Origin of the sequence: Companilactobacillus bobalius, from assembly GCF_002179915.1 — a bacterium.
Classification (GTDB): domain Bacteria; phylum Bacillota; class Bacilli; order Lactobacillales; family Lactobacillaceae; genus Companilactobacillus; species Companilactobacillus bobalius.
Map to the genome: position 1 here is coordinate 368,855 of NZ_MYFM01000002.1, position 23,890 is coordinate 392,744.

Below are 23,890 nucleotides of genomic sequence, written 5' to 3' on the forward strand. Positions count from 1 at the left end.
TTTGATAAGTTGCTGGATATTTTTGTAAATGTAATAATTGCGACTCTATTGTAAGGTATCTTGCATTGACCAAGTTATTTTACCTGAATATTGACCAGATGTAGCTGTACCTGGAACACGTAAACGCCATTGATTCAAACCAATGTAATTAGTTAAATCATAATTTGTGTGTGATCCAGAAAAACCTTCATCCTTGATGGGAATACCACTGGCAGAAAGAGGCAACCAATTTTCCTTATTAGAATCATTATTTTGGTTAAAGTAAATAGCATTGTCGTTATTTTGGATTAATTTTGAATTATCACTAGTATTTTTAATAGGGGTATCACCATTATTATCATAACCTACAGTGATTTGGAAGGGTGTATCACTAGTATGATCAACTACCAAATGACCATCAGTTTTGACGTTAGGTAATATTCTTTCAGAACCAGAGCTATTGATGACGCCGAAATCAATAGAAGTTGGAACTTGTTCGAAGCTCATTGTCGGTGCTGTTTCAGCAATATTTAGGACAGCACTGGTAGATTGAAAATTATTATATGTTTTACCATTAGCTGTTTTAATACTGTTCAAAACAGCAATATTAGTCGCGGTTTGTTTAGTAACAGCCGTAACTGTAGCTTTAAAGCCAATGGTTACTGTACCGTTATTCGCAATGGAGTCTAGATTGATACCATCAATATCACCACTTTGGGCAACACCATTTACTGTGACACTTCCTGACTTCAATTCTAGTCCTGCGGGGAGTTTATCGTTGAAGATGGCACTCTTTACGGTATCAGTTCCGGTAGGTTTGATCGTAGCTTTATATTCGATAGTGTCACCTTTTTTACCATCAACTGAATCTGAAAAACTACCAGTTGAATTAGTAGTGTCATTACGTAATGTCTTGTCGAATGAGATGTCAAGATGAGGACTTGCTATAGGTATTTTTACGCTGTCATTATAAGTAGCAGTGGAATCGAGTGCGACTCCGCTGGCATTTTGATTATTACCATAGAAAGAGGCTGAGTTAGTCAAACTAGAACTTTCCCCAGCAGCAAATGTAACTGTAGCATCAAAAGTAACAGTGTAAGTAGCCTTATCTTCTAGAATCTTATTGGGCGTAAAATTGATTGTATTATTTGTTGTTGAAGAGGCAGGAACACTACCATCTCCATCATCAACATCTTTATCATATTGATCAGAACCAGAACCGTACGAAACTGATCTGGTAGAAGTATATTTAACAGAGTCTTGATCTAGTTGCAATCCCTTAGGCAAAATATCAACTAATTTGCTGTAATTCCAGTGGGAATTCAAACCGTTATTAACAACTTTTAATTTGAAATGAAGTGTATCGCCAACATTATTTGTTCCATCAGAATTCTGATTACTATTTGTATAAGTCTTAGTTACGATAGGTACAGCGTAAGGGGATACGGTTGCACCTATTGTTGAAGCGTAGTGACCTGTACTACCAGCAGGTAATGTGACACTATCCCATCTCAATACGTATGCCGAATTTTGACGACCATTGGCATCAACAATAGCCTGCAAACCACCATTTTGTGTATTGGCAAATAGAAGTGGTTCTCCGGCAGCTTTGTTGGTATCACCAGGATCACTGCCACCAGGTTTAAGGTTAGGTGTTAATACGTTACCAGCATTACTGCTGACAGGTTTACCTTTAATATCTTGTGAGTATTGGCTGGAAAAAGCGATACCCATGTAATTCTTGAATCCACCGGGGACATTATTTGTGACAAATAATTTAGATTTACTGTTACTAGTATTCTTAGCACTATTAATATAAAGACCTTGACCGCCACCGATAGCATAAAGTGGAACATCATCACCAATGGCATCAACACTAGTATCAGTAGTAGCATCATATATAGTACTGTCGTCATTCATCGCAGTATCTTCACCAAAATATGGTTGGAATTGTACTTGTCCAGAAGGAGTGTAGACGTAGAGTTCACGTTGAACAATGGGAGCTCCAGTTGATGAGGGACGTAAAACTACTTCAGCGTAAGCACGGGCACCAGGTCCACTGGCTAGATATCCAGCAATTTTTAAGACTAGACGATTGTTACTGTCGCGACCATACATAAAAACTTTTGGACTCATTTTTCCCATTACTGATTGATCAGCATAATATTTACCTGATGAACCAGAAACAAGAGCATAATCGAACGATGAATCAGAAGTTTTCTGAGGGCTACCGCCGATGTAAGAATCCTGTCCCTGATGAACAATACTATTGTATTTACCATGATTATCAATAAAGACGTTGATTTTAGAATAGTAATTATATCCCGCACCGTAAATACCACTATTCAGTTTGGTAACATCAGTGGCTACAGTATTATCACCGCCGGTTGTCACATTACCATATTTATCACGAGCCGATCCAAAAGTATATTTCAAATAAACACCGTTACTAATCTGAATAGAACCAACGTAGCCGCTGTTACTAGGATTAGTTCCTGTTATCTGATGCCACGTACTAATACCATCATCAATTTTATTGGTATTAGTAATTACATCACTTTCAGAAAAAGCTTTAACATTTAAAGTAGTGCTATTATTAAAGGCAATAAAACAAAATAAGGCAATGAAAAATATGCCTATGATTCTACGAATATATCTATATTCCTTACTCATTCATATCCTCCCCTAAAGATACAATAATAAGTGATTGTATTTTCTATCATTATCATTATATGATTTAATAAAAAACAATCTGATTCAATTATTAATTATTATTTTGTTCGAGATTGAATTAAACTTCACAAATTATTAAACGGGGTATAAAATTGAATCCTTTATTTACTATTGGGCAATTATCAAAGATATTTAGAATAAAAATAACCACACTTCGGTATTACGATGAAGTGGGGTTATTGAAGCCAGCCAGGATAAATCGGAAAACGCATTATCGTTATTACTCGACAGAACAGTTTGAAAGATTGAACGTGATTACTTATTTGCGTGCGTTGGGATTGTCGATTGAGTCGATTAGAAATTTTTTTGAAGCCCGTGATACCTCATTGTTGGAGAAAATGCTACGAGAACAAAAGTCACAAGTACATCAACAAATAACTGCTTTACAAAGTATAGAACAGCGAATTGATGATCGAATTCTTCAAGTAAATGATGCAATTCAAAGTAATTTAAATGTGGTTGAGCTAGTCAATTTACCATCAATTCCGGTCATTTTTTTAAGTGAAAATTATCATGCCAAAGAGGATATTGAGTTGCCAATCACTACTTTGAGACAAAAATTTGGTGTTGATAAAAGTATCTTCTTAGGTAAGATTGCTCTAATGTTATCAAAGTCAGAATTAGAACAGAATCGTTTTGAAAATTATGGTGGTTTATTGTTGATACTTGAACCGGGGGACGATAAGGCGGCAACTGGTGAATTAATGTCAGGGCAGTACTTACGCTTAAGGTTTAACGGTACGCACGAAACGTCTGCTGCTCAGTATCAAAAGTTGCTAGATTACTGCCAGAAGCACCGTTATAAAATTGTAGGGGATGCTGTAGAAACAGCCTTGATTGATTATGGAATAACTAATGATCTGTCTAAGTACGTTACAGAAATTAGAATTCCTGTTAAAGAAATTTAAAATGAGTTGACCCTCCAGCGACTAGAGAGTTTATAATTTGAAATTAATATCTTAACTAGGGGGGATCTTATGATTGGAACAATTTTTAATGTCGGCATGATTTTGATAGGGAGTTTTGTCGGTAGTTATTTTAAGAAGGGAATCAAGCCAGAATATAATGAGATCCTTACGCAAGCACTAGGATTAGTGGCAATGATGGTTGGTATCAATGCTGTGATACAACATATGCCCAAAAGCCATTATCCAGTTTTGTTCATTGTTAGTTTAGCTGTCGGAGGATTATTGGGAGAATGGTTAGATTTAGAGGGACATTTTAATCATCTTGTGGATAAATTTTCCAAACCTAATCCCAATGGTGACAGTAATTTGGCCGAAGGATTAGCCACTGGTATCCTGTTGTACTGCATTGGATCATTATCAATTTTGGGACCAATTCAGGCAGCTTTGAATAAGGATTATACGTTCTTGTTTACAAACGGAATGTTAGATGGAATAACTTCAATTGTGTTAGCGTCAACCTTTGGAATAGGGATGGCTTTAGCAGCCGTGGCCGTTCTGTGTTGGCAAGGAAGTATTTATTTGATAGCCATGTTGTTACAAAATTCGATCAATAACAACATGATTACGGAATTAACAATTGTGGGTGGTATTTTGATTTTGGCTTCCGGATTGGGATTGTTGAATATTAAGAAGATTAAAGTTTTGAATCTTTTACCTTCTTTGTTGGTGCCTATTATTGTGATAGCTGTTATGCAGTTGTTTTAGAATAAAGAATGCTCATGATAAATTTTTCTTTTCGAATGTTTATTTGAATATTAACCAATATGGAAAAAGTCAGGCAAGATGTCTGGCTTTTTTGAATACGCTATTATTTTAAAAATCTCAAAAATGAATTAAATTTTAATTAGTTATTTCGTAATTTAGGGGTTTATTTTTGATAAGATAAAGTCAAATATGTAAAAAATTTACAATCGCAACTAAATCTTTACATTTGTTTAGGGGGAAACAAATTGTGATAAAAACTAATGAGTTAGATTTTGAAGATGAGTTAATCAACCATTTGGTTGATTTGGGTGGAACAAAGCAATGGAGTTATCTTCCTAATATTAAAACAACTGACGATTTGTGGGCTAATTTCAAAAGGATCGTTGAACAACATAATCAGGATCGTTTGGATGCGCCATTGACTAGGTCAGAATTTCAACAAATAAAAGTCATTATTGGTCAATTAGAAACTCCATATCAAGCCGGACAATTTTTGTATGGTATGAATGGAATCTCTCAAGTTGAAGTGGATTTGGACAATGGTAAACACGTATATCTTAGAATATTTGATCAAGATAATATTGGTGCTGGGGATACGATTTATCAGATAGTTAATCAAATTGAACGACCAGCAGTTATTCCTGGTCGAAAAAATCGACGTTTTGATACAACTCTGTTAATCAATGGGCTGCCAATTTTGCAGATTGAAGAAAAGGCCGATGGACACGATGCTAAAGAGGCCTTAAATCAGATGCATCAATATATTGATGAACGTCAATATACAGATATCTTTTCAACTTTACAAATATTGGTTGCCATTACACCGCATGATAGTAGATATATGGCAAATACTACTACAGACAAATTTAATACTGATTTTGCTTTTCGCTGGCAAAAAGCTGATGATAATAAGCCGGTCTTTGATTGGAAAGAATTTTCCAATTATATGTTGTCAATTCCAATGGCACACCAAATGGCTACTAACTATATGATTTTGGATGGAACACCAAAACATCAAATGATTAAGGCCATGAGACCATATCAAGTTTATGCTACACAACGGGTTATTAGAAAAATACGTGAACATGATTTCAGTATTGGTAAACAAGGAATAGGTTATGTTTGGCATACGACTGGTTCGGGTAAAACAATTAGTTCGTTCAAAGCTGCTTGGTTAGCCTCACGTTTACCAAATGTTGATAAGGTCGTTTTCTTAGTTGATAGGATTGCCTTAACTAATCAAACTGTTGATGAATATAAAGCTTATGATCCAGAAAATACTGATGAAAGTAACGGAGGAGTTGTAACTGATACAGCTAATCGTTGGATTTTATCTAAGAAACTATCCAAAAAGGGTAACGGAATCATCGTTACTTCTACTCAAAAAATGGATTCGATGGTTCAAAGTAGCAACTTCAAACCTATTGATAAAAATATTGTTTTCATCGTTGATGAGGCTCATCGTTCAACTTCAGGAGATATGCTGAAACGGATTAAAGATGGATTCCCAAGATCGGCTTGGGTTGGTTATACAGGGACACCAGTTTTTGATGAACATCCAACAACTCAAGAGGTTTTTGGTGATTTAATTCATGCTTATACAATTAGGGATGCTATTGCCGATGGAAATGTTTTAGGGTTTAAAGTTGATTTTGAAACAACTCTGTCGGATTCAGTTTTGCGTGACCAGTATTTGCCTGAATATTTTAAGGGACGTTATCCGGGAATTTCAGATGAAGATATTGAAATGCGTATCGACAATATGACTGATGCAGATATGGATGATACTGTTGAGCCATCGGTTTATGATAATAATCCTAAACATATTAAGTTAGTTGTTGATGACATTATCAAGAATTGGAGTAAACGATCAAGACAAGGTAAGTATAATGCTATATTAACAACCCATGTTGGCGGTGGTAAGGCTTCAACACCTATGGCAATGATGTATTATCGCGAATTTAAAAAACGTGATTCTGGTTTGAAAGTAGGAATTACTTTCAGCCAAACTACATCAAATAGTGACAATCAATTAGATAATAATAAAGATTTGCGAGAGGCAATGACTGATTACAACAAAGAATTCGGTACAAGTTTTGGAGATCAAGATGTTAAAGATTACACCGCTCAAGTGGTTTCTAGACTAAATCGAACAATTGATGACGGTAAGTATTTTGATATTGTAATCGTTGTTGATCAATTACTAACTGGTTTCAATGCTCCACAAATGAATACGTTGTATGTTGACCGTACTTTGCATGGTTCTGCATTGATTCAAGCTTACTCAAGAACTAATCGTGTTTATGATATGCAGACAAAGCCATTTGGTCGAATCGTTAATTATCGTTGGCCACATCAAACCGAGAAGTTAATGAAAGAAGCTCTAGCAATATATGCAAATCGAGATTCGGCCAATATTCAATTGGAATTTCCAGGTGAGATAGGTGTGATTGCCAAACCTTATGAAAAAGTTAAATCAGAATTAAAAAAAGTTACTAAACAATTGAATAATTTTTCTGATGGTTTTACAGGAATTCCTCAAGATGACAACCATATTGAAGAGATGTATTCGGCCCTACGTAAATATAATCATTTGATGGCTATGGCTAAACAAGACGATAAATATGATGACAAAAATCCTGATACACTTTTGCATGAATTAGGAATGGATGTAGACACTGAAGAGGTATTAACGACAACTTTAAGCAATAAGCTGAAAAAAGAAGTTGCTAGGATTCATCACGTTGATGTGTCACAAATTGATCTCCAAATGGAACATGTTAAAGCCATTCGGGTAAATTATGATTACTTGGAGGAGTTAATTGCTAACTTGATGAATCAGTATCATGATGATGATTTAGAAAATGCTAATAAAACAGCTAAAGAAATTAAATCAATTTCCGATAAAGTTGATAATCGTAAGTATGCTGAACAGATTAATCAATTTACTGATGATATTTTGAATGGCAAAGTTAAGTATTCTGACACATACCCTGTAAAACAGAATGAAGTTAAAAATTTAGTTTCAGGCCATAATGACATGCGTTTGCGGAATGATATTTTCGATTATAAAAAAAATTGGGGATTAACTGACATTGAAGCATCTCAAGATATTAATAAGTTAGTATCAGATCATGTAAAAGATGCTGATGATTTAAATATTGATGGAGCTTTAGACGAAATAGTTAAGGAAGCCTGTGTTGTTTATCGAATGGATGCTGAATCTGAAGAAGTTAAGAAATTATCAAAAATTAAATACCGTACTCATTTGAGAAGAAGTTTTAAGAAGTTTGCAGATCAAATGGTTGATAAATATTAGGAGAAATTATGAGTAAAGCACAAGAAATAACTGGTCAAATTTGGGAAATGGCAAACCGCTTGCGAAGTAATATGGATGCCAGTGAATATCGTAATTATATTTTAGGATTTATGTTTTATCGTTATTTGTCAGAACATCAAGAACAACGAATGGTACAAAATGATTTAATTGATGTTGAAGAAGGACAAAGTGTTAATGATGCTTATATTGAGCAAGCTAGTGGTGATGATTTAAATGACTATCTAGAAGAACTGGCTGATTCATTAGGTTACGCCATTGCTCCTCAATATACATGGCAAACGATTGTAGATAAGGTAAATGATAATTCAATTGCACCATCTGATTTTCAAGATATGTTGGATAGCTTTAATCACAATGTTGATTTGAATAAAAATGCTAAACAAGATTTTCATGGCGTATTTGCGGATATGAATTTGGGTAATTCACGATTAGGACAAACGACTGCAGCCAGAGCAAAAGCTTTAGTTGAAATCGTTAATCTGGTTGATGAAGTCCAATACAAAGATGATGATGGACATGATATTCTAGGTGACATTTATGAATATTTAATTGCCCAATTTGCTGGTAATTCTGGTAAAAAAGCTGGAGAATTCTACACACCTCATCAAGTTTCAGAAATTCTAGCTAAGTTAGTGACTATCGACCTAAATCCAAAAGAAGATAAACCAAGTGTTTATGATTTTGCTTGTGGTTCTGGTTCGTTGCTACTAACTGTTCAAGAACAGATTAAAAATCGCAGTTTGTTCTATTACGGGCAAGAATTGAATACAACTACCTATAACCTGGCTCGTATGAATTTGATGATGCATGATGTTTCATATATGAATATGGATTTACGTAATGCCGATACTTTGGAGAGCGATTGGCCTGATGGCGTTGATTCTAGTGGCATTGATCATCCTCGTAGTTTCGATATGGTTGTAGCAAATCCTCCATATTCAGCTCATTGGAATAATGAAGATAATAAAATGAAAGATCCACGTTTTAAAGAATATGGCGGTTTAGCACCAAAGACTAAAGCGGATTATGCCTTCTTGCTTCATGGGTTATATCATTTAAGTAATGAAGGTACTATGGCAATAGTTTTGCCACATGGTGTTTTGTTCCGTGGGGCTAAAGAAGAAAAAATTCGTAAGGCATTGCTAAACAAGAACCAAATTGATGCTGTGATTGGATTGCCAGCCGGATTGTTCTATTCAACTGGGATTCCAACATTAGTGATGGTCTTGAAAAAGAATAAGACTAATAAAGATGTAATGTTTATTGATGCAAGTAATAATTTTGAAAAGGGTAAAAATCAAAATATTCTTCGTGATGATGATATTAACAAAATTATTAACACATACAAAGAACGTAAAGATGTTGATAAATATGCTCATATTGCTCCAATGAGTGAGATTGAAGAAAATGAGTTCAATTTAAACATTCCACGTTATGTTGATACTTTTGAGCCTGAACCGGAAATTGACTTGGGTGAAGTTACTAAAGAAATTCGAGAAAATAACAAAAAAATTATGGAAAATAAAAATGAGTTGCTTTCAATGATGAAAGAACTCACTTCTTCTGATGAAAAGACTCAGAATGATCTTGATGATTTTATCACTATGTTGAGTGACGAGGTGAATAATCATGGATAAGAAAATGGTGCCTGAGGTTCGATTTAAAGGGTTTACTGACGATTGGGAACAGGATAACATTGGGTCCCATCTTATTTTGTTAAAGGATGGTACTCATGGTACACATAAAGACTTTGTAGATGGTCCACTTTTATTAAGTGCAAAAAATATAAAAAATGGAAAAATTAACATTAGTAATAATGAGAGGCATATATCGATTTCTGATTTTGAATCCATTCATAAATCATTTAGATTAAAAAAGGGAGATATACTATTAACAATTGTTGGATCGATTGGTCAAACCGCTATATATAATGGAGATACACATATAACCTTTCAAAGAAGTGTTGCATACCTTAGAACAAAAGATATAGATTCCGAATTTTTAAGATTTTTAATTATGGCACCACATTTCCAAAAAAAATTAAAAATAAATCAAGTCGTATCCGCCCAACCGGGAATATATTTAGGAGATATTAAAAATATAAGTATAAAGTATTCTAAGAATAGTAATGAACAGTTGTTAATAAAAAATATACTTAATTCAATTGATATTGCTTTTACTCTACAACAACGGCAGTTAGACCTATATAAGAAACTCAAGAAGGGATTATTGCAGAAACTATTCCCTAAAGAAGGGGAAAAGGTACCTGAAGTGAGATTTGCTGAATTTCATGACGATTGGGAACAGCATAAGTTGAAAGAAGTATCTAACCGTTATGATAATTTAAGAATACCTATTACGGCATCTGATCGTATCCGAGGAGATACTCCTTATTATGGAGCTAACGGGATTCAGGACCACGTTAAAGGATATACACATGATGGAGAATTTATTTTAGTTGCTGAAGATGGTGCCAACGATTTAAAAAATTATCCCATACAATATCTTAATGGGAAGGCGTGGATTAATAATCATGTACATGTTTTACAATCTAAAAGCAAAATATCAGATAACAAGTTTTTAATGAATGTATTAAAATGCATAAATATTGAACCATTTATAGTTGGCGGAGGGCGTGCAAAACTTAATGCTGACAGCATGATGAAAATAAAAATTATGATGCCAGCTAAAGAAGAGCAAAAGGAGATTGGTACTTTATTGCAAAATCTTGATCATTTTATAACACTACAACAAGATAAATTAGAAGAACTAAAACTTTTAAAAAAATATCTTCTACAAAATATATTTATCTAACAAAAAAAGGACTGTGACACAACAGCCCTTTAACTAATAACTAAAATAACTAAAAAAGCTTCGATGTGGACTTAAAAAAATTCACTGAAGTCTTTTTTTGCCCATAAATTTTTGTCCACAAAAAAGAAGAATAAAAAGACATTGATACAAACTTTCTGATATTCAATCTCATTACTGCATTAATTGAGTCATTTGCCGCATTATTTTTTCGCCATCTTGTGTTTCTAATTCCTGAATAATATGAAGATAAGTATCCTGTGTGGTGGTCATATTAGAGTGTCCAAGTCTTCTCGCAACACTAGCAATTGAAACACTTGCAAATAAGAGAATTGAAGCGTGAGTATGTCTGAGTCCATGAACAGTTATGACAGGGACTTGGGCGTGTTTACATAGAACAGCCAGACGATTGTTTACGGTCGAATTAAAAACACGGCGTTTAACAAAGATTGGTTCATCTTCGGGTAAATTTTTCACCAGTTGTGAGAATTGCATAGCAATTTGCCAATCAAGTTGAACCTTTCTAATTGATGAAAAATTTTTTGTTGGTTGAAATCCACCTTTTGTTGCCCGATAATTCCAAGTTTTGCTGACACTTAATAATTGCTTGGTAAAGTCAAAATCATTCGGAATAATCGCCAAAGCTTCCGCAAATCTCAATCCAGTTTTAGCCACTAGTAAAATATACCAATCCCAATTCAATTCCGTTCCTAAATCAAGTTGTCTAATTAGTTGTTGTAACTCATATTGATTTAAAAATTTCGGTTTTTTATTACCTGGCTTTTTACCCTTAATAACAATTTTCCGAGTAGGATTTTGTTTGATCAATCCTTCATCTAAGGCATCTATAATTGCACTTTTTACTTGATGGTGGAAATCCTGAGTTGTTTGTTTCTCATGTTCCAAGGCGTAATCATTGATTAATTTCTGATAAGTTCGGCGATTCAAATCACTTAATTTTAATTCTGGAGCCAATTTAGTAATCCACCTTAAACACATATAGTATTTATCTAAAGTTACTGATCTAATGGCGTTAACTTTGTACAGCTCAATCCATTCTTCATAATACTTATAAAATAATTGTGATGATTTAGTTCTGGGCATAGAAAAAACCTCCGAATAATTTATATGATATAAAATTTAGATACCAGTATTTATTATCCAGAAGTTTAAATTTCTAGCATTCAATTTTGTTAAATAAATAATTTTTGTAGTAGATATTTTTTTAATATCTCTAAATTCTTGATTTTATTCTGTCGTAAGACAACATTTTTATCTAATTTATCAAAGAAATTTCCTACTTTTAGTTGTTCCTTAGTAGTCGGTAAAATAATCTCTGTATTTAATATTGTTTTATTATATAATCGCTTTATTGTGCTACCTTCAACCCCATTCCAATTTACGATTTTATAGAATTGCTTTAAGAAAAGATTTTCTAAATTTGCGGAATGATTTAACCAAACTATATTGCTATCTTGAAAATATTCATCTTTGCCAGTATATTCAATGGCTCTTCCAATACTACCTGATGCTGAAATCAAAATATCACCCTTCTGGGGATATGGATATCTTTTTTTATATTCTGCAAATAATTTTGGAGAAATATATGAATCAGGTTTACTACCAAAAGTACCAATTTTATAAAAGGGAATTCCTTTATCCAAAGTTTGATCTTTAAAAATCCTTTTGTTCATAGACACATTTCCGAAATCTCCCAGCTTATACCGTTCCCAATCGTCATGAAATTCAGCAAATCTCACTTCAGGTACCTTTTCCCCTTCTTTAGGGAATAGTTTCTGCAATAATCCCTTCTCGAGTTTCTTATATAGGTCTAACTGACGTTGTTGTAGAGTTATGAGCTTATCAAAATTAGTCAAAAACTTTGCAATCTTATTTTGTTCCGCTAGAGCGGGTAATGGTACTGGAAATTTAACCAAAACATTTTGATTTAAATGTTTAATTGTTCCTCCGGTTGATTGTCCACTTGAAAATTTTAATAAGAAAGGTGCTTTTAAATAATGAAAAAGATATTTGTCATCAACTTCATTTTCATTTTTAATTCTTACATTGAAAACACCAGCATTTAGCGTGGCAGGCATTGGTAACTCTGCAACGTAAGCAACTTTACCAAGTGTCCCATCTTTTGTAATCAAAATACTGCCATTTGAAATCTGAATTTTTTTATCTTGGTCAAAGCGATTTTTTTTCACATAATGAATATTTGAATAGTCAATTTCACCATCTTTAAAGTCTGTTCCCGTTATTAACATATAGTTGCCGTTATCGAGAAATTCTGATGTTCTAAGATTTTGCCAACCGATTCTGGCATTCATATTCGCCAGATCCGACAACTTACGAAGTTCCCAAGTTTCAGCCTATAAAAAAATATAGAAATTTATAAAATTGATTGTTTTTTTATGAAAGAACCCCCCCGCTAATAATGAAGATCATTATATTTAAAACAATGAAATTTATTTCAAATAATTAGTAGTTGGGAAGTAAATCGGACAAGATAGTAATGATCTTAAATCTTTTTTAGCGGTGTATATCAGATTTACTTAATAATTTAGAATATTGGGGAAAGAAGAGTTCCAAAATAGAATAGGACTGGTCCAACCTGACAATATAGCAGGAAATACGATTTGATTTAAAAGGAAGTTCTTAAGTGTTAAAATATACGACCAGACGTTCGTCTGGTCTTTTTAAATTCCTCTAAAATTGATACAATATCATAGGTAAAGATTGGGGATAAAAATATAATGAAAATACTTTTCGTTGGCGATGTCGTAGGTTCTGTCGGCATTAAAGCTATAGAAACATATCTACCTGAGATCAAGAAGAAGGTTAAACCACAATTAACAATCGTTAATGGTGAGAATGCTGCTGGTGGCAAGGGTACTAAAGAGCCTGATTATCAAAAAATCACTCGTGCCGGTGCTGATGTCGTAACGGGGGGAAATCATACTTGGGATAAGCGTGAGATCCTTGACTTCATCGATGATCCGAAGAAAAATATTCTCCGTCCATATAACTTTCCTGGTGATCATGTTCCTGGACGTGGTTATCTAGAAATTAATGTAAATACTAAAAAGGTCTATGTTATCAATATGATGGGAACTGCTTTGATGCAACCAATCGATAATCCATTCCTTGAAGCTGATAAGTTGCTCAAGACTTTAGATAAAGATGCAGTTAAGTTTGTCGACTTCCACGCTGAAACAACTAGTGAAAAAATTGCCTTTGGTAATTACGTGACTGGTCGTGTCTCAGCTGTCTGTGGTACACACACTCACGTTCAAACAAACGATGCACAGGTTATCAACAAGCAAACAGCTTACTTAACTGATGTCGGGATGACCGGTTCATATGATGGTATTCTTGGTGACAAAAAGGAACCAATCATCAATCGTTTCCTAACGCAAAGACCTAACAAATTTGATGTCGATGAAGATGGTCGCATGCAAATTGGCTTCGCAGTTATTGAAATTAATGATCAAACAAATAATGCACGTAGTATCAAGAACTATGTCATTACACCAAATAATCAATCTTTCTTGAATTAATGGAGGGGAATTCATGCCTCAAAAAACTAAAGAAACACCAATGATGGAGCAATATCTGGAGTATAAGAAACAATATCCAGATGCTTTTTTGTTATATCGTGTTGGTGATTTTTATGAAATGTTCTACGACGATGCCGTTAAAGGTTCGCAGATTCTAGAATTAACTTTGACATCCCGTAATAAAAAAGCTGATGAAGGTATCCCAATGTGTGGAGTTCCTCATCATGCAATTGAAGGCTACATCGATACACTTGTGGATAAAGGTTACAAAGTTGCTGTCTGTGATCAACTGGAAAATCCCGCTGACGCACAAGGTAAGATGGTCAAACGTGGTGTTACACGAGTAGTTACACCCGGTACTATCATGGATAAATCAGACCAAGCGAAAGAGAACAATTACATCACAGCCATTACAGCTAATAAAGATGTTTTTGGTTTAGCTTATGCGGACTTATCCACCGGTGAAGTAAAAGTTACATCGGTTACTAGCCAATTAGATTTAACAAATGAATTGCAAAATTTGGATACTAAAGAAACCGTTGTTTCCGGCAGTTTCCCACAAAAATATCTCGATCAATTACGTAAATACGGCATTTTGATTTCTAAATTGGATGAACTGGATGATAATTACAGTTTTGATTTCTCACAAATCAGTTCAGATTTAGAAGTATCCACCGTTAAGCTGTTGATAAGTTATCTGATCAAGACACAGATGCGTTCACTGGATCATTTGAAGGCTGCTCAATCATATGAAACTTCTTCATATTTATTAATGGATCATTCAGCTCAAAGTAACCTAGAGTTGTTCAAAAATATCCGGACTAATAAGAAATCCGGAACACTTTTATGGTTGTTGGATGAAACTAAAACCGCTATGGGTAGTCGTTTGTTAAAACAATGGTTAGCTCGTCCTTTGATCAGTGTTGAGAAGTTGAAAGAACGTCAGCACTTCGTTCAAGTCTTCATGGATAATTATTTTCAAAGATCATCCTTCCAAGACTATTTGACAAAAGTTTATGATTTGGAACGACTAGCCGGTCGAGTAGCTTATGGAACCGTTAATGGTCGTGATTTGATTCAATTGAAAACTTCGCTTGAACAAGTCCCCGAGATAAAATCGATTCTTTTGGACATTGGCGATGATGAATTGACAACCTATGTGGAAAAAATTGATGAAGTGGCTGATATTCGTGAACTGATCGACAAAGCTATTGTGGAGGAAGCTCCGATATCCATTACTGGCGGTGGCTTGATTAAAGAAGGTTACAATGACCAACTCGATAAGTATCTAGATGCCTCGAAAAATGGTAAGCAGTGGTTAGCTACTTTGAAGGCTAAGGAACAAGAATTAACTGGTATCAATAATCTAAAAATCGGTTATAACAAGGTTTTCGGTTATTACATTGAAGTCAGTCGTGCTAATATCGACAAAATTCCTGAAGACCGCTATCAAAGAAAACAAACTCTAGTTAACGCTGAAAGATATATTACGCCTGAACTAAAGGATAAAGAGAGTCTTATTCTTGAAGCCGAAGAGAAATCTAAGAGTTTGGAATATCACTTATTTGATCAAATCAGAAAGAAGATTAAAGATCAGATCAGACGAATTCAATCACTAGCTAATATTTTGTCACGTTTGGATGTTTTGCAAAGTTTTGCCGTTGTCAGTGAAGAGTACCATTATGTGGCACCGGAATTTATTAGTGAACATGAATTGAATATTACTAATGGTCGTCATCCGGTTGTGGAAAAAGTTTTAAGTAACAATAGCTACATTCCTAATAATGTTAACTTTGATGACCAAACGGATATACTTTTGATTACTGGTCCTAACATGTCTGGTAAAAGTACTTATATGCGTCAGATGGCTTTAACAGTTATCATGGCTCAAATTGGCTGTTTTGTACCGGCTGATTCTGCCCAGATGCCGATCTTTGACCATATCTTTACTAGAATTGGTGCTGCCGATGATCTTATTTCTGGTGATTCAACCTTCATGGTCGAAATGCGTGAAGCTAACGATGCTTTGAAAAACGCTACACCGAATAGTTTGATTATCTTTGATGAAATCGGTCGTGGTACGGCTACTTATGACGGAATGGCTTTAGCTCAAGCAATCATTGAGTACATCGATAAGCATGTTAAAGCGATGACTTTGTTCTCAACTCACTATCATGAATTGACTGAACTAGAAAGTCAGTTGCCTGGTTTAAAGAATGTGCACGTTGATGCTTCAGAAGAAAACGGTGATTTAGTCTTTCTTCATAAGGTATTGCCTGGTCCAGCCGACAAGTCATATGGTATCCACGTTGCTAAATTAGCCGGATTACCAGACGATGTATTGGTTCGAGCTGATAAGATTTTGAGTAGTTTGGAAGAAACTTCAGTTCATACAACGACATCCGATAGTATTCACGAAGATGTTCAGCCAGTTGTAAAAGTTCAACCGGAACCAGAGGTTGTCCCTGAAACAAAACCAGAACCAAAATCTGAACCAGAAGTGGAAGAAGACACACAAATGTCGCTATTCCCAGAAACTTCTAAACCAACTAAGAAGTTTTCATCTAAAGAAAATCAAGTTCTCAAGGAACTGAACAATCAAGATTTAATGAGTGTCACACCAATCGATGCTATCAATTTACTCTACAAATGGCAGAAGAAACTTAAATAAAAGAAGGTGGAAAACGTGGGTATAATTCATGAACTACCAGTTGAATTAAGTAACCAGATTGCGGCTGGGGAAGTTATTGAACGCCCCGCATCAGTCGTGAAAGAGCTGGTGGAAAATTCCATCGATGCACAAGCAACTCAAGTGCTGATTACGATTCAGCAAGCTGGATTGAAATTAATAGAAGTTAATGACAATGGAAAAGGGATTTCTTCGGATGATGTTGAAGTAGCTTTTCTACCTCATACCACTAGTAAAATTTCTAATGATCGTGATTTGTTTAATATCAGGACGTTAGGATTTCGTGGTGAGGCTTTAGCTAGTATTGCTTCTATTTCTAAATTAACAGTTTTAACAAGTATGGATGGCAAGTCAGCTGTTCGGGCTAAATATTCAGGTAATGAATTGGTTAAGAAGGAAACTTTTGCCCGTTCTAAGGGAACAACTATTACAGTTGAAGATATGTTCTTCAATACGCCGGCTCGTTTGAAATATGTGAAGTCGCTGCATACAGAGTTGAACAAAATTGTCGATATTGTTGACCGTTTAGCAATGGGACATCCTGATATTTCCTTTAGATTAATTAACGAAGGAAAAGATTTAGTTTGGACATCAGGCAATGATAATCTTCAACAGACAATAGCCGGTATTTATGGTCGGACAATTGCCAGTCATATGTTGGAGTTTGAAAATTCTGATCCAGATTATGAAATACATGGCTTCTTTTCTAAACCGGATACGACACGATCTAACCGTTCGTACATTTCACTAATTTTAAATGGACGTTATATTCGCAATTTCCAATTAACTAATGCGGTGATCCGTGGCTATGGATCTAAATTGATGGTAGCCAGATTTCCAGTCGCGGTGATTGATATCAAAATGGATCCAAGTTTAGTTGATATTAATGTTCATCCGACAAAACAAGAAGTTAGACTTTCAAATGAAGGTCATATTGGTGATTTAATCAGTGATGGAATTAAACGACGTTTGTCAGATCAGAATTTGATTCCTGATGCGGTTAAAAATTTAGGCAGAAAAGAACCGGTTAAAACGGTTGATACTTATAAGCCGGAACAGATCAGTTTCAGTGATATTGCCACAATCGCTAAGATCAGTGAACCTTTGAGTACACCCACGAAGACTATTGAACCAGAAAATCCAATGCCAAATGAGCAACCTCAACCAATGGAAACAAGTGAAACCTTTGAAACACCAATGACAGGGATGCCGATTTTTAAAGATCCTGATCATTTGAAGTTATGGGATCAACGTTTACAAAAAGAAACTGAGTCTAAGGTAAAAGTTTTAAACAGTGAGCCACAAGCTGCTGATACAAAAGATTCTGAACCCATCAATCAGGAAGAAAAAAGTGGTTTTCCTGATTTACGTTACATTGGTCAAATTCATGGAACTTATTTGGTTGCTGAGAGTGAAGATGGCTTTTACTTGATAGATCAACATGCGGCGCAAGAACGTGTTAACTACGAATACTATCGTAAAGAAATTGGGAAAGTCTCCAATGATCAACAGAAATTGTTGGTTCCAATCGTTTTGGATTATCCAAATTCAGAAAGTATTTTGATTCGAGAGAAGAAACCAGTTTTGGAAAGTATTGGTCTTTATTTGGATGATTTTGGACAAAATAGTTTTGTCGTCAATACCCATCCCACCTGGTTTGTTCCTGGACAAGAGGAATCAACTATTAAAGAAATGGTTGACTATGTGTTAAATGATTCTAAAATCAGTGTTGCCAGTTTCCGTGAAAAGAATGCCATCATGATGAGTTGTAAACGTGCGATTAAAGCTAATCATCATATCGATGATCGTGAGGCAGTACAATTGCTCCACAATTTGACTAAGGCCGAAAATCCTTATAACTGTCCCCATGGACGTCCAGTTTTGGTTGAATTCAGTAATAAAGATTTGGAAAAAATGTTCAAGAGAATTCAAGATCCACATGATACTAGAGAGAGTGAATAAATTATGTTTGAATATTTAAATGGTTTAATTACGGCAATTACCCCTTCGTATATTGTTGTGGATGTTAAGGGTGTAGGATATAAAGTCCAAGTGGCAAATCCTTATCGTTATGAAGAAAATCAAGAGGCTAGAGTTTATGTCGAACAGATTGTTCGTGACAATGAACAGTCATTATATGGATTTTATGATTTGAACGAGAAGAATATTTTTCTACATTTAATTAGTGTTTCTGGAATTGGACCCAAGAGTGCTCTAGCTATTTTGGCTGGACAGGACTTACAAGGTTTGATTCATGCGATTGAAAATGATGATGTTAAATTCTTAACCAAATTTCCTAAAATTGGTAAAAAGACTGCTCAACAAATTATTTTGGATCTATCAGGTAAATTCACGGCTGAAGGTCAGATGACACTTGGTGAAGCTCCAGTTGAATTCAGTAGTGGTTTGAGCCAAGAATTGGAAGATGGTTTGGCAGCTTTAGAATCACTTGGCTATTCACCTAAAGAAATTAGTAAAGTTAAATCAACGCTTGAAAAAGAACACTTGAAGAGTGCTGACGAATACTTGCGTGCTGGTCTTAAATTATTAAGCAAATAAATAAATTTTAGAAATGAAGGGAGTGTTAAAAATCACAAATAACGAGAATGATGAGAGTGAACGTTTAACAGATGCGGATTCACTTGATAACAATGAAGATGTTATTGAACAAACACTCCGTCCGCAAACTTTTGATCAATACTTAGGTCAAGAGAAAGCTAAGAAAGAATTAGATATCTACATCAAGGCGGCTAAGCAACGTCAACAGACACTAGATCATGTTTTGCTATATGGTCCTCCTGGGCTAGGTAAAACAACATTGGCCATGATCATCGCTAATGAAATGGGTGTCAATATTCATACAACTACAGGTCCTTCGATTGAAAAATCTGGTGATTTGGTGGCTGTTTTGGATGAACTGGAACCAGGCGATGTCTTATTTATTGATGAAATTCATCGTATGCCACGTGCTATTGAAGAAGTGCTTTATTCGGCCATGGAAGATTTCTACATTGATATTATCGTTGGTCAAGGTAGTGAATCACGATCACTACACCATCAATTAGTTCCTTATACATTAATTGGTGCGACGACTGCTGCCGGAAAACTTTCAGCTCCTTTGCGAGATCGGTTTGGAATTGTCGAAAGAATGGAGTACTATACCATAGATGAATTGTCCAAGATTGTTTTTCGTTCAGCTAGTGTTTTGAACATTAACGTTGATGAAGAAGGAGCACATGAAATTGCTCGTCGATCTCGAGGGACACCTAGAATTGCCAACCGTTTGTTGAAGCGAGTACGTGATTTTGCTCAAGTTGCCAATAAAGATACGATTGACTACGATATGGCTGAATCAGCGTTGAACCAATTACAAGTTGATGATGCCGGACTTGATCATCTTGACCGTCGAATTTTGTCAATGATAATTGAACTTTACAATGGTGGTCCAGTCGGTTTGAAAGTTATCGCCGCTAATATTGGTGAAGAACAAGAAACAATTGAAGAAGTTTATGAACCATATCTAATGCAAATGGGATTCTTGAAGCGTACAGCTAAAGGTCGTGTTGTCACGAGAAAAGGTTATGAACACATGGGATTACCTTATCCCGAACAAAACGAGTAAAGTGATTTACTCGTTTTGGTGTATCTCAAGAAAAACATTATTCCACGATTAAAAGGAGATTTTACAATGACACTAACAACAGAAGATTTTGATTATGATTTGCCAGAAGAACTTATTGCGCAAACACCAATTAAAAATCGTGATCAGTCAAGATTATTAGTCTTGGATCATGAAACGGGAGAATATCAAGACAAGCATTTTTATGATATTCTTGATTATTTAAATCCTGGCGATGCTTTGGTAATGAACAATTCTCGTGTTTTACCAGCACGTTTGTATGGTACTAAAGAAGATACTGATGGACATGAAGAAGTATTGCTTTTAAATAATATTGAAGGCGATAAGTGGGAAGTCTTAATGAAACCTGCTCGACGTGCCAAAGTAGGAACAAAAGTTGAATTCGGTGACGGACAACTTGAGGCAGAAGTGCTTGAGGACCTTGAACATGGTGGCAAGATCATTGAATTCCACTATCAAGGTATCTTTATGGAGATCCTAGAACAATTAGGTGAAATGCCTTTACCTCCATATATCAAGGAAAAATTAGACGATCCTGATCGTTATCAAACTGTTTATGCCAAAGAAAATGGTTCAGCTGCCGCTCCAACAGCTGGACTTCACTGGACAAAAGATTTGTTGAAAAAGGTTGAGGATAAAGGTGTTAAACTGGTTTATATCACTTTGCACGTTGGTTTAGGAACTTTCAGACCAGTGACTGAATCAGATATCAGTAAGCATGTAATGCATTCTGAGTTCTATCGTTTGGATGAAGATTCAGCTAAGACATTGAATGAAGTGAAGAAGAATGGTGGCAAGATTGTTGCAACTGGAACAACTTCAATCAGAACTTTGGAAACAATTGGAACTAAGTTTAATGGTGAAATCAAAGCTGACAGTGGCTGGACTGATATTTTTATTAAACCAGGTTACGAATGGAAAGTTGTTGACGAATTTATCACTAACTTTCATTTGCCAAAATCAACTTTAGTTATGTTAGTTGCAGCATTTACCGGAAGAGAAAATATTTTGAACGCATACCAACACGCTGTAGAAGAGAAATATCGCTTCTTTAGTTTTGGGGATGCAATGTTCATTAAGTAGAGGGAAGTTATGGAATCGGCTATTAAGTACACATTAATTAAGAAGGAAAAGCATACTGGCGCTCGTTTGGGATTGTTAGAGACACCCCATGGAACATTTGAAACACCAATGTTTATGCCTGTTGGAACAGAAGCTTCTGTTAAAAATATGGCACCTGAGGATTTGGAAAAAATCGGTGCTTCAATTATCTTGGCAAATACTTATCACTTATGGTTACGTCCTGGAGAAGATATTGTTCAAGAAGCTGGCGGCTTACACAAATTCATGAATTGGGACAAGGGTATTTTGACTGATTCAGGTGGTTTCCAAGTTTTCTCACTAGCTAATATGCGTGATATCACTGAAGCAGGGGTTCACTTTAGAAATCATTTGAATGGACGTCAAGAATTCCTTTCACCAGAAAAAGCTATCAAGATCGAGAACTATTTAGGTCCTGATATCATGATGAGTTTGGATGAATGTCCTCCATTCTTTGAAAGCTACGATTATATTAAGAAGTCAGTTGCCAGAACAAGTCGTTGGGCTGAACGTGGTTTACAAGCTCACCGTAATCCTGATTGGCAAGCTCTATTTGGGATTGTTCAAGGTGGTGGCTTTGAAGATCTTCGTAAACAAAGTGCTCGTGATCTTGTCAGCATGGATTTTCCAGGTTACTCAATTGGTGGTTTATCCGTTGGTGAATCAAAAGGTGAAATGAATCGAGTGTTAGATTTTACAACACCAATGTTGCCTGAAAATAAACCTAGATATCTAATGGGAGTTGGTACAGCTGATTCCTTGATTGACGGTGTTATCCGTGGAATTGATATGTTTGACTGTGTTCTACCAACTAGAATTGCTCGTAATGGTACATGTATGACTAGTCACGGTCGTTTAGTTGTTAAAAATTCTAAGTATGCTCATGACTTTACACCATTGGATGATAACTGTGATTGTTACGTATGTCGTAACTATACACGTGCTTATATCCGTCATTTGATCAATGCCAATGAATTATTCGGTACACATTTGACTAGTTACCATAATCTATACTTCTTGTTGAATTTGATGAAGGGTGTTCGTCAAGCTATCAGGGATGATAATTTACTTGAATTTAGAGAACATGTTTTTGAAGAATATGGTTTTAACAAAAAAGATGCTAAGAAATTTTAGAAGATTTTGATAAGAAAAGTCTTCTAGTCTGGAAACAAGGTTATATTTTTGGTAACCTATAAGTATGTAAATTATTAAGAGGTGGAAAATTTGAATATGCTTACGTTAGGTGCCGGCGCTGGTGCTGGTGGCTCAATGGGTCTTTTGATCTTTGTTGTTATTATGTTTGTTGGTATGTACTTTATCTCCATTCGTCCACAAAAGAAACAACAACAAAAGCGTCAAGAAATGCTTAAAGAAATGTCAAAAGGTGACAAGGTTGTCACACTTGGTGGTATTAAGGGTGTTGTTGCATCAATCGATCGTGATAACAAAGAAGTCGTTGTTGACTGTGATGGAATTTATCTAACATTTGATTTGAATTTCATTCGTCGTACAACTCCAGTCGCTGCTGGTGCTACAAAGCCAGCTGCTGATAAGGCTGCAGAAGACAACAATGAAAACAAGAACGATGCTGCTAAAGAAGATACTAAGGCAGAAGTTTCAGATGACACTAAGTCAGTCGAAACAGAAACAAAAGAAGCAACAGAAAAGGTAGAAGATACAAAACCTGCTGATACTGATGCTGATTCTAAAGAAGAAACAAAATAATTCTTTAATTAACTAAAAAAATAATCCAAACCGTTAAACGGTGGATTATTTTTTTTGCTATTCTTTGCCAGTTTGGAATATCTTATCGAGGTATTCAAAATCCTCAAATGGATTGTATGGTTGATGAGTTTCGTCAATCCAAAGATTGATGGCTTTGATTCGACCGATAAAGAAGAACTTATCTAGTTCACTTTTGTCTGAATTGATTGACATGACTGTGTCCATGACAAATTGGAAGAAACCAGTTCTAAATTCAGAATCTTTATTTTGAGATTTGAAAATTGGTAAGAGATTTTGCTTGTTGATGGTGGCAATTGTAGTAAACGGATGCCGGAAGAATTCATTATTATCAAAATTAGAATCGATTCGTTGACTGATTAAGTATTGACGCAATAAGTCATATTTATCATCAAAATGAGTATAAAAAGTAGAACGATGGATCATTGCTTCTTCGGCAATTTCATTAATAGTAATTTTGCTAAAGGCCTTGTTATTCAACAATTCCTTAAAACCCATAAAAATTAGTTTTTTAGTACGTTCATTCTGCAAACTAGCCAAAATGTCGCTCCTTTCGACAATTTTTCTACATTGTCTATTATAAAGACTATATCTATATATTGAACATTATATATTTAT

General features: G+C 35.1%; 17 protein-coding genes and 1 pseudogene. 13 read left to right on the plus strand and 5 right to left on the minus strand.

From position 1 onward, the window contains the following. Window positions 1-45: 45 nt before the first annotated feature. Window positions 46-2,652 carry an isopeptide-forming domain-containing fimbrial protein gene (locus tag LKACC16343_RS04905; RefSeq protein WP_056954585.1) on the minus strand — a complete coding sequence of 869 codons (2,607 nt, stop codon included), beginning with the start codon at window positions 2,650-2,652 and terminating at the stop codon, window positions 46-48. A 152-nt stretch (window positions 2,653-2,804) separates the two neighbouring features. On the opposite strand from LKACC16343_RS04905, the gene LKACC16343_RS04910 reads away from it, so the two are divergent. The 5 genes from LKACC16343_RS04910 (at window position 2,805) to LKACC16343_RS04930 (ending at window position 10,539) form a co-directional block, all read left to right on the plus strand. Next, on the plus strand, window positions 2,805-3,620 hold the full coding sequence (locus LKACC16343_RS04910) for a MerR family transcriptional regulator (protein ID WP_056954587.1): 816 nt from the start codon (window positions 2,805-2,807) through the stop codon (window positions 3,618-3,620). 69 nt (window positions 3,621-3,689) lie between these two features. Continuing rightward, window positions 3,690-4,385, plus strand: coding sequence for a DUF554 domain-containing protein (locus tag LKACC16343_RS04915; protein ID WP_056954589.1), 696 nt, complete (start codon window positions 3,690-3,692; stop codon window positions 4,383-4,385). A gap of 244 nt (window positions 4,386-4,629) precedes the next feature. Further along, the gene (locus LKACC16343_RS04920; protein ID WP_056954691.1) at window positions 4,630-7,704 is read left to right on the plus strand and encodes a type I restriction endonuclease subunit R; all 3,075 of its coding nucleotides are present in this window, start codon (window positions 4,630-4,632) and stop codon (window positions 7,702-7,704) included. An 8-nt stretch (window positions 7,705-7,712) separates the two neighbouring features. Beyond that, a complete protein-coding gene (locus LKACC16343_RS04925) occupies window positions 7,713-9,362 on the plus strand; it encodes a type I restriction-modification system subunit M (protein WP_056954591.1) in 1,650 nt (549 codons plus the stop codon). Continuing rightward, window positions 9,355-10,539, plus strand: a complete 1,185-nt coding sequence (locus LKACC16343_RS04930) for a restriction endonuclease subunit S (protein ID WP_056954593.1) — start codon at window positions 9,355-9,357, stop codon at window positions 10,537-10,539. The genes LKACC16343_RS04925 and LKACC16343_RS04930 overlap by 8 nt, the downstream gene beginning before the upstream one ends. 171 nt (window positions 10,540-10,710) lie before the next feature. Here the strand turns inward: LKACC16343_RS04930 and LKACC16343_RS04935 are convergent, their stop codons facing one another. The 3 genes and pseudogenes from LKACC16343_RS04935 to LKACC16343_RS04945 all read right to left on the minus strand — a co-directional run. Continuing rightward, window positions 10,711-11,640 carry a site-specific integrase gene (locus LKACC16343_RS04935; RefSeq protein ID WP_056954595.1) on the minus strand — a complete coding sequence of 310 codons (930 nt, stop codon included), beginning with the start codon at window positions 11,638-11,640 and terminating at the stop codon, window positions 10,711-10,713. An 89-nt stretch (window positions 11,641-11,729) separates the two neighbouring features. After that, the gene (locus tag LKACC16343_RS04940; RefSeq protein WP_256970554.1) at window positions 11,730-12,296 is read right to left on the minus strand and encodes a restriction endonuclease subunit S; all 567 of its coding nucleotides are present in this window, start codon (window positions 12,294-12,296) and stop codon (window positions 11,730-11,732) included. A gap of 87 nt (window positions 12,297-12,383) precedes the next feature. Next, window positions 12,384-12,896, minus strand: a pseudogene (locus tag LKACC16343_RS04945) (restriction endonuclease subunit S); the annotation flags it as partial. A gap of 399 nt (window positions 12,897-13,295) precedes the next feature. On the opposite strand from LKACC16343_RS04945, the gene LKACC16343_RS04950 reads away from it, so the two are divergent. From LKACC16343_RS04950 to yajC, 8 genes are all read left to right on the plus strand, one after another. Continuing rightward, window positions 13,296-14,099: a TIGR00282 family metallophosphoesterase gene (locus LKACC16343_RS04950; RefSeq protein ID WP_056954599.1), complete on the plus strand. Its 804-nt coding sequence runs from the start codon at window positions 13,296-13,298 to the stop codon at window positions 14,097-14,099. A 13-nt stretch (window positions 14,100-14,112) separates the two neighbouring features. Next, the gene (gene mutS / locus LKACC16343_RS04955; RefSeq protein ID WP_056954601.1) at window positions 14,113-16,770 is read left to right on the plus strand and encodes a DNA mismatch repair protein MutS; all 2,658 of its coding nucleotides are present in this window, start codon (window positions 14,113-14,115) and stop codon (window positions 16,768-16,770) included. Between the two features lie 15 nt (window positions 16,771-16,785). Next, window positions 16,786-18,750 (plus strand): DNA mismatch repair endonuclease MutL, encoded by a 1,965-nt coding sequence (gene mutL / locus LKACC16343_RS04960; protein WP_056954603.1) that lies wholly within the window; start codon window positions 16,786-16,788, stop codon window positions 18,748-18,750. A gap of 3 nt (window positions 18,751-18,753) precedes the next feature. Further along, entirely contained in the window at window positions 18,754-19,347 is a 594-nt protein-coding gene (gene ruvA / locus LKACC16343_RS04965) for a Holliday junction branch migration protein RuvA (protein WP_054642550.1), read from the plus strand. Window positions 19,348-19,378: 31 nt separating this feature from the next. Further along, window positions 19,379-20,410 carry a Holliday junction branch migration DNA helicase RuvB gene (gene ruvB / locus LKACC16343_RS04970; protein WP_087721265.1) on the plus strand — a complete coding sequence of 344 codons (1,032 nt, stop codon included), beginning with the start codon at window positions 19,379-19,381 and terminating at the stop codon, window positions 20,408-20,410. Window positions 20,411-20,476: 66 nt separating this feature from the next. After that, window positions 20,477-21,511, plus strand: coding sequence for a tRNA preQ1(34) S-adenosylmethionine ribosyltransferase-isomerase QueA (gene queA, locus LKACC16343_RS04975; RefSeq protein ID WP_025084634.1), 1,035 nt, complete (start codon window positions 20,477-20,479; stop codon window positions 21,509-21,511). 9 nt (window positions 21,512-21,520) lie between these two features. Further along, window positions 21,521-22,663 (plus strand): tRNA guanosine(34) transglycosylase Tgt, encoded by a 1,143-nt coding sequence (gene tgt, locus LKACC16343_RS04980; protein WP_054642551.1) that lies wholly within the window; start codon window positions 21,521-21,523, stop codon window positions 22,661-22,663. A gap of 96 nt (window positions 22,664-22,759) precedes the next feature. Continuing rightward, entirely contained in the window at window positions 22,760-23,254 is a 495-nt protein-coding gene (gene yajC, locus LKACC16343_RS04985; protein ID WP_056954606.1) for a preprotein translocase subunit YajC, read from the plus strand. Window positions 23,255-23,311: 57 nt separating this feature from the next. Here yajC and LKACC16343_RS04990 read toward each other — a convergent pair whose 3' ends face one another. Continuing rightward, window positions 23,312-23,812, minus strand: coding sequence for a TetR/AcrR family transcriptional regulator (locus LKACC16343_RS04990; protein ID WP_056954608.1), 501 nt, complete (start codon window positions 23,810-23,812; stop codon window positions 23,312-23,314). Window positions 23,813-23,890: the final 78 nt, after the last annotated feature.